This window comes from Allobosea sp. ASV33 (assembly GCF_016428755.1).
GTDB lineage: Bacteria > Pseudomonadota > Alphaproteobacteria > Rhizobiales > Beijerinckiaceae > Allobosea.
This window is the reverse complement of record NZ_JAELTI010000164.1, coordinates 1-6,130: the sequence shown is the minus strand read 5'-3', so window position 1 is coordinate 6,130 and position 6,130 is coordinate 1. Positions and strand designations below refer to the sequence as shown.

Annotated in this window: 4 protein-coding genes and 1 pseudogene; all 5 read right to left on the bottom strand. The window is 67.1% G+C overall.

Annotation, left to right across the window (positions count from 1 at the left end; genetic code table 11):
• A pseudogene (locus JHD80_RS28865) lies at positions 1-163 on the bottom strand (ABC transporter permease); the annotation flags it as partial.
• A complete protein-coding gene (locus tag JHD80_RS26435) occupies positions 160-1,158 on the bottom strand; it encodes an ABC transporter permease (RefSeq protein WP_199093441.1) in 999 nt (332 codons plus the stop codon). The pseudogene JHD80_RS28865 and the gene JHD80_RS26435, both read right to left, overlap by 4 nt.
• Before the next feature lie 6 nt (positions 1,159-1,164).
• Positions 1,165-3,120, bottom strand: a complete 1,956-nt coding sequence (locus tag JHD80_RS26430) for an ABC transporter substrate-binding protein (protein WP_248311795.1) — start codon at positions 3,118-3,120, stop codon at positions 1,165-1,167.
• Positions 3,121-3,131: 11 nt separating this feature from the next.
• Positions 3,132-5,009 (bottom strand): ABC transporter ATP-binding protein, encoded by a 1,878-nt coding sequence (locus tag JHD80_RS26425; protein ID WP_199093437.1) that lies wholly within the window; start codon positions 5,007-5,009, stop codon positions 3,132-3,134.
• A gap of 28 nt (positions 5,010-5,037) precedes the next feature.
• Positions 5,038-6,063, bottom strand: a complete 1,026-nt coding sequence (locus JHD80_RS26420; RefSeq protein WP_199093435.1) for a polysaccharide lyase family 20 protein — start codon at positions 6,061-6,063, stop codon at positions 5,038-5,040.
• Positions 6,064-6,130: the final 67 nt, after the last annotated feature.

The window sequence follows — 6,130 nt, the reverse complement described above, 5'->3', positions numbered from 1 at the left end:
TGCGGAACTTCCACCACATCAACTGCCATTGCGAGGCGAGGTAGACCCGCTCCTGCTCCGGCGTCATCGACTCGGTGGCATAGGGCTCGAACGGCGCCGTCGAGACCTCGTGGGGCAGGGCTGCGCCATCCGGCGGCAGGTGGGAGAGCGTGGTCGCCTTCACTTGGTCGCGGCTCCCTGGAGGCGGATGCGCGGATCGAGGATGGCGAGCGCGATGTCCGAGATCAGCACGCCGATCACGGTCAGGAAGGAGAGGAACATCAGGAACGAGCCGGCGAGATACATATCCTGGCTCTGCAGGGCGCGGATCAGCAGCGGGCCGGTGGTCTGCAGCGAGAGCACGATGGCAACGACCTCGGCGCCCGAGACGATCGAGGGCAGGATGTCGCCGATATCCGAGATGAAGAAGTTGAGCGAGAGGCGCAACGGGTATTTCCGCAGCGCCTTGCCCGGCGGCAGGCCCTTGGCGCGGGCGGTGACGTAATACTGCTTCTGCAACTCGTCGAGGAGGTTCGCGCGCAGCGCCCGGATCATGCCGGCGGTGCCGCCGGCGCCGATGATGATGACGGGAATCCAAAGGTGCTCGAGCACCGACTTGAGCTTGGCCCAGCTCATCGGCTGGTTGAGATAAGCGGGGTCGACGAGGCCGCCGATCGAGGTGCCGAACCAGATATTGGCGAAATACATGAAGACCAGCGCCAGCAGGAAATGCGGGATGGCGAGCCCGACAAGACCGAGGAAGGTGAGGCCGTAATCGCCCCAGCTATACTGGTGCGTGGCCGAATAGATGCCGATCGGGAAGGCGACGATCCAGGTGAAGATGATGGTGGCGAAGGAGACCATCATCGTCAGGATGAGGCGATCGCCGACGATCTCGCGCACCGGGCGCTGGTACTCGAAGGAGTAGCCCATGTCGCCCTGGAGCAGGCCCGCCACCCAGTAGACGTAGCGTTCCACCGGCGGCTTGTCGAAGCCGTATTCCTTCTTCAGGAATTCGATGCGGCTCATGTCCGCCTTCTCGCCCTGGGCCTGCATCTCGGCCGCGAGCGTCTCGAAATAATCGCCCTCGGGCAGGTTGATCACGGTGAAGATCAGCGCGCTGGTGACGATCAGCGTCGGGATCATGATCAGGATGCGCTTGAGGATGTAGCGGATCAGCACGGGTCAGGCCTTGGGCGCTTGCTGAGCGGTGTCTTGCCGGTCGAACCAGAAGGTGTCGGGCATGTAACGGCCGATGAAGGCGCCGGGTTCGAAACTGTAGAGACCGACGTCGGGGACGTTGCGCATGTCCTTGGAGACGACGATCGGCTGCAGCGTGCTGTTGATCACGCCGATGGTGTAGAGCTGCTCGGCATTGATCGCCAGCATCTTGTGCCAGACGGCCCGGCGCTGGTCGCGGGTCGAGCTCACGCGCCATTCCTCGTAGAGCCGCACGAGCTCGTTGACCTCGGCCAAGGCGGGGCGCTCGCCCTCGCGGCCGCTGGTCTCGACGAACTGGCCCCAGCGCGGCCACTGGAACTGCGCCGAGGAGGTCGGCGCCAGCGCGTCCGGCTCCATGTCCGAGGTGACGAGCGCGTTGTCCATACCGGCCCAGGCCGACATGATCGTCTGACCGGCGGTGATGCGGCGGCGGAACACGTCGCGCTGGGTCGAGCGCGGGTAGATCTTGATGCCGACGTCGAAGAGATCCTGCTTGAGCAGGTCGAGGATGTCGGTCTCCTCGGTGTTCTCGCCGGCGGTCTCGACGGTGAATTCCAGCCGGCGCCCGTCCGGCAGTAGGCGGATGCCGTCGTCGTCGCGCTTGGTCAGGCCCATCTCGTCGAGCAGGCGGTTGGCCAGCGCCGGGTCGTGCTGGGTCCAGAGCTGCGCGAGCTTGGCGTCATATAGCGGGCTTTCCGGCAGCGCGGTATTGCCGCTCTCGCGCGCCAGCCCGAAGAAGATGACCTTGTTGACGTCCTTGCGGTTGATCGCGACCGAGAGCGCCTGCCGGTAGCGGAGATCGCGGTTGAGATCGCGCCAGACCGGGTCGATGGCGTTGAGGTTGGGCATCAGGGCGAAATAGGCGCCTTCCGCCCGCCGCCACAGCTTGACGTCGAAATTCATCCGCTTCGAGGCTTCCTTCAGGAAGGTGTAGTTGTCGAAGCGGATATAGCGGGCCTGGAGATCGGCTTCCCCGGCCGCGGCCTTGGCCGGCACGAGCGAGCTGGTGCCGATCGTCAGCGTCACCTGGTCGGCATAGGGCAACTGGCGGCCGTTCCTGTCGACGCGGTGGAAATAGGCATTGCGCTCGAAGACGAACTGCTCGGCCGGCAGGGCCGTCGTGTTGCGCCAGGGCTCCAGGGTCGGCAGCTTCGGGTTCTCCGGCCGGTACATGCGCGAGAGCCGCTCGTGCAGCGCGCCCCAATCGCGCACGCGGTTCTCCTTCACCCGCTGGGCCAGCTCCGTCTTGGGCGCATGGCGCTCGTGGAACTGCTTGAGATAGGCGGAGGGCATGAAGATATAGGTCGGCTGTGCGCCCGCCAGGGCCGGCAGGAAGATCGGGTTCGGCGTCTTCCAGCTATAGCGGATCTCCGTCTCGCTCAGCACCTCGAACACGGGCAGTTCATTGGCGGAGAACAGGGCCTGGGGCGGGCCGCCCGGCGAGAGCCGCTTGTTGTTGGCGACGTCCTCCCACCAGTAGCGGAAATCCTCGGAGGTGAAGGGCGATCCGTCCGACCAGCGATGGCCCTGGCGCAGCTTGAGCGTGAAGACGCGGCCGTCCTCGACGTCGCAGCTCTCGAGCAGGTCCGGCACGAGCTCCAGCTTGTCGTCATAGACCATCAGGCGGGTATAGCCGTAGAGCGTCATCATGCGGATGTCGCGCTGGTCGCCCATCAGCATGCGGATATTGCCGCCATGGCGGCCAGGCTGGCGGCCGAGCGCCTCCAGGTCGATGACGCGCGGATTGACGGGCAGACGCTCGGCGAGCGGCGGCAGCGCCCCGGCGGTGATCCGGTCCGCGAAGAAAGGGCTGTCGATCGCCGTGCCGGAGAAGGGCGCCGCCTGCGAGAGGCGTGGTAGGCTTAGGCCCGCGACAGCGGCAGAGCCGAGCAGCAGCGCGGTGCGGCGGGTCGGGGGCATGCGGCGCTGCGTCATGGCACCAGCTCCCGGATATCGGCATTGGGCCTGGCCAGCACGTAATGGCCATCGCCGAGCGGCAGATGCGCCAGCGCCGCCTCGTCCGGCCCCGTCTTGAAGGCCTGGTCCCAATGGCTGTCGTCGGAGGCGCCGCCGGGCGCGGCCAGCTTGAAGTCGAGCGGGCGGTCGAGATCGGCGAAGGGCACGGAGCGCAGCAGCGCCCTGGTATAGGGATGGGCGGGGCGGGTGAAGAGGGCGTGGCGCGGCGCGAGCTCGACGATCCGGCCATTGGCCATGACCGCGATGCGGTCCGCCATGTAGTTCACCACGGCGAGATTGTGCGAGATGAACAGGAAGGTCAGGCCGCGCTCGGCCTGCAGGTCCTTGAGCAGGTTGAGGATCTGCGCCTGCACGGAGACGTCGAGCGCCGAGACCGGCTCGTCGCAGATGATCAATTCGGGATCGAGCGCGAGCGCGCGGGCGATGCCGATGCGCTGGCGCTGGCCGCCCGAGAAGGAATGCGGGTAGCGGTTCAGGAAGCGGACATCGAGCCCGACATCCTGCATCAGCGCCCGCACCCGCTCGTCCTGCTCGGCCGGGTCGCCTCTGCCGTGGATGACCAGCGGCTCGCGCAGGATGTTCATCACGGTCATGCGTGGCGACAGCGACGAGACCGGATCCTGGAAGATCATCTGGACGCGCGGGCGGAAATGGCGGAGGTCCTCGCCCCGCAGCTTGAGCACGTCGACCCGCTCGCGGCCGTCGTCGAAGATCACCTCGCCGGAATCCGGGGTGACCGCGCGCATGACGATCTTGCTGACGGTGGTCTTGCCGCAGCCGCTCTCGCCGACAAGGCCGAGACATTCGCCGCGCCTGATGTCGAAGCCGACATCGTCGACGGCCTTGACGCTGGTCTGGCTGCCCTTGCCGAAGAAGCTGCGCGAGCCGGTGACATAGGTCTTGTGAAGGCCGCGGACGCTGAGCAGCGGAGCGGCGTCGGCCGCTGGCTTCGGCGGGGGCGCGGCCACGACCGGGCGCGGGCGCGCCTCGCGCAGGGCGACCAGCCGCTCGCCGTCCTGCATGTCGAAATGCGGGGAGGCGTCGAGCAGGGCCTTGAGATAGGGGTGGCGCGGGCGGCGGAAGATATCCTCGACCGGGCCGCGCTCCATGATCTCGCCGTGGAAGATCACCACCACTTCGTCGGCCATGTTGGCGACGACGCCGAGATCGTGGGTGATGAGCAGGATCGCCATGCCCATCTCGGCCTGGAGATCGCGCATCAGATCGAGCACCTGGGCCTGGATGGTGACGTCGAGCGCGGTCGTCGGCTCGTCGGCGATCAGCAGGGCCGGCTGGCAGATCAGCGCCATGGCGAGCATGGCGCGCTGGCGCAGGCCGCCGGACAGCTCGAAGGAATAGAGGCCGAAGGCGCGCTTCGGGTCCTTGAAGCCGACCCGCTTCAGCATCGCCTCGATCAGATCGCGGGCCTCGGCCTTCGGCATCGGCCGGTGCAGGAGCAGCGCCTCCTCGATCTGGTTGCCGATGGTGTGGACCGGCGAGAGCGAGGACATCGGCTCCTGGAAGATCATGCCGATCCGCCCGCCGCGCAGCGCCCGGATGCCCACGCCCTCGGCCGGCAGGGTCGCGATGTCGACGACGGTCTCGGGGGATTGCGGATCGCGAAACAGGATCTCGCCGCCGGTGATGCCGCCGGCGCGGGGCAGAAGGCCCATGATGGCCTGGGAGATCACCGATTTGCCTGAGCCGGATTCGCCGACGAGCGCGACGGTCTTGCCGGCGGGAACGCGCAGGCTGACACCCTTCACGACGTCACGGGCGAGGCCGTGGATGGTGAAGCCGATACGCAGGTCGCTGATGCGCAGGATATCCATGGTCTTAAGCGGTGCGTCCCCGGAGCTTCTAAGGCTCCTTGCCTGTCCTCGGGTCACTAGACGTCGAAAGCGGTAACTTGCCAATCGCTTTCGACGCTTGTGGTTCCGCCGGGCATTGCCCGATGCGGATGACATCGCTGCAACGCGGCCCGCGCCGGAAGTCGTCGTAGCTGATGCTCCAGGGCAGGGGCGCCGGGGCGCGGTAAGGTCCCATCTTGAAGTACTGGTTGTGGTCGAGACCCGGGCCGCTATGCCCGATATGGCCCTGAACGGTCACGACGGGAACGCCGTCCGCGATGATCTCGATCAGGCCGTCGCCATCGGGACCGGGCTGCGAGCGGACCACGAAATCGATCCAGCCCTGCTGCGCGGAGGGCAGGTCGGCATGGGCCGTGACCCGGATTCCCGGCGCACAGGCGTTGAAATAGCTCGGGTAATTCTCGCGGGTCGCGCCGCTTTCCAACGCGACGAGCGCGCGGGTCTGGCGGGTCTCGGGGCGGTCCAGCACGAGCGCTTCGCCCGGAAGGCAGCCGGCCGGACGCTCGCTGCCGCCGATCGGATAGGATGGAATCCGGTCGGTCTCGACGGTGACGCCGAGGCGGCCGCGATAGAGGCGCAGTGCCAGGAAGGGCGAATAGTCGCCTGCGGCGCCGGGGATGATCTCGCGCTTCCATTGGGCGATCACATATCTGCGATCATCCTGGGGGAGCGGGTCGTCGAGGCGCAGGGCGAAGCCGTACCAGACGGTGCTGTCATAGGAGGCGAGCACCTCCGGGCGTTCCCAGACCTCCGCCCGCTCGCTGCACTCGACCGCATGCGGCAGGCAGGAGGGCATGGCGATCAGGGTCAGCGCGCCGCTGCCGCTGTAGGGCGCGGTCTTGCCGAAAACCACGCGCCCGAAGCGCTGCTCGGGATTGTTCTTGTAGAAAAGCCCGCCCTCCGGCGCGAAATCGCCCTGCTCGAAACCGTCGCGCAGGATGCGCTGCGCGGGATCGGTGCCAGTCTCTGCCCGCCCGGGCGCAAAGTGCACGCCGGCGAGGCCGAGGGCGGCCATGCAAAAGAGCGCTCCCGAAGCGACGACCCTCTTCACGGCTCCCCCGAAAATCACCGGTCCTCCCAAC